Raw genomic sequence first — 1,800 nt, forward strand, 5'->3', positions numbered from 1 at the left:
CGCCCCTAGATTGAACAAATTTCAATCCGCAAAGATCAACACGCCCTAGTAATTACACAATGAAAGGCGTACAGAGGTACGCCTTTTTTGTTTATACTTTAAGGTGTTAATTACACTCACACGGATATTATGACTTCTTCAACTCCTTTTATGCAGCCTTTTGATTTAGAAAGTTGGTCTCGCACGCAGCACTTTGAGCTTTTTAAAAACTTTGCTCAGCCTTACTTTAATGTTTGTGTGCGTATAGATGCACAACAGCTTTATCAGTATTGTAAAACGCAGAGCTTATCTTTTTTTCAGGCTTATATATTTTGTACTTTAAAAGCATGCCATGCTTATGAGCCGGTAATGCTACGTATTTTAGAGCAAAAGCCTTGGTTACTTAATCAAGTACGAGCAAGTGTGGTTGAGCTTGATAAAAATGATGCATTTATTTTTAGTTATTTTAATAGTAAGAGCACATTTGGTGAGTTTGCAGTTCATGCCAGTGAAGTAAGTAAAAAAGCTAAATCCCAGCCGCTTTTTTCAGATGCGTTTGAGCAAACAGAAGGCCAAGCCGATTTAATTCACATATCGGTTTTACCATGGTTAAACTTTAGCGCGTTTTCGCATGCGTTTAGTAATGGAGAGAGTTTAGGGATCCCTAAATTTGTGTTTGGTCAATTTGATAAAAATACCGGAACAATGCCTCTATCTGTTGATGTACACCACTCATTGATGGATGGATTGCATGTCGCTAAATTTATCAACGTACTGCAAAGTGCCTTTGATGACTTTTGTAATAGCTGATTGGCAGGTAAGCTAAAGCTTATTATTGAACAATTTTATAATAACGTGTTGGCTCTATATTAAATGTGGAGCCATATGCAGTTGAAAAACAACATCCCCGGACATATTTATATAACATAAATTAATTTAGGACGTCCTTATGATAAATGGACTGTTATTACTCATTTTAGTTGTGTTTGTTATTGTGTTTTGGCGATGGCCTTCAATACAAAACCGCTTATGGCAAAAAAAGTATAAAACTCTCTCCTTAAATTCTCAGCAAAAAGATATCTTACTCCGCTGCATGCCTATTTATAAAAAGATGACTGACGCAGATAGAGAAAAGCTAGAGCGCCATATTGTCTGGTTTTTAAACGAGAAACGCTTTTTAGGGCGCGATGGTTTAAAGCTAACACCTGCCATGAAATTAATTGTAGCTGCCGACGCGTGCGTACTTGTGCTAAATAAGCCATGGCCGCTTTATAAAAACGTAAAGGAGATATTACTATACCCAAGTGCTTACTATGCGCCGCAATCGACCCGTGATAGTGCAGGGCTTGTTAGTTATCATAACGCTGTACGTTTGGGTGAGTCGTGGCCTGGCGGCACCTTAGTGCTTAGTTGGCACGATGTGCTGGAGGGAAACAGATTACCTAGCGATGGCCATAACTTGGTATTTCATGAATTTGCTCATCAGCTTGATCAAGAAACAGGTAAAACATCGGGTACGCCACTTTTAAAAAACGCTGCGCAATACACAGAATGGGGACGTGTATTTAGCCGTGCATTTACTCAGTTAAAAACTCATGTGGCGTATAGTATGAGCCATGTTATACATAGTTATGGTGCAACTAATGAGGCTGAATTTTTTGCTGTGATCACAGAAACATTCTTAGAAAAACCAGCTGAACTTAGACATCACGATCCTGAAATTTATCGTCTGCTGGTGGATTACTATCAATTTGATCCTATTGTTTGGCATTAAACCTACATAAACTGCGTTTTATCATATAACGCTGGCAAGTTAGGCTT

Annotated in this window: 2 protein-coding genes; both read left to right on the plus strand. The window is 38.4% G+C overall.

The genetic code is table 11. The features are described from left to right. Positions 1-150 precede the first annotated feature (150 nt). The gene (locus tag CWC11_RS19480; protein WP_138684012.1) at positions 151-789 is read left to right on the plus strand and encodes a CatA-like O-acetyltransferase; all 639 of its coding nucleotides are present in this window, start codon (positions 151-153) and stop codon (positions 787-789) included. Positions 790-928: 139 nt separating this feature from the next. Next, on the plus strand, positions 929-1,753 hold the full coding sequence (locus CWC11_RS19485; protein ID WP_138684011.1) for a M90 family metallopeptidase: 825 nt from the start codon (positions 929-931) through the stop codon (positions 1,751-1,753). The last annotated feature ends 47 nt before the right edge of the window (positions 1,754-1,800 follow it).

The organism is Pseudoalteromonas sp. S3178 (assembly GCF_005886985.1).
GTDB lineage: Bacteria > Pseudomonadota > Gammaproteobacteria > Enterobacterales > Alteromonadaceae > Pseudoalteromonas > Pseudoalteromonas carrageenovora.

Coding starts and splice junctions, on each gene's coding strand:
- CWC11_RS19485 (WP_138684011.1), top strand. CDS start 929: ATGATAAATGGACTGTTATTACTCATTTTAGTTGTGTTTGTTATTGTG.
- CWC11_RS19480 (WP_138684012.1), top strand. CDS start 151: ATGCAGCCTTTTGATTTAGAAAGTTGGTCTCGCACGCAGCACTTTGAG.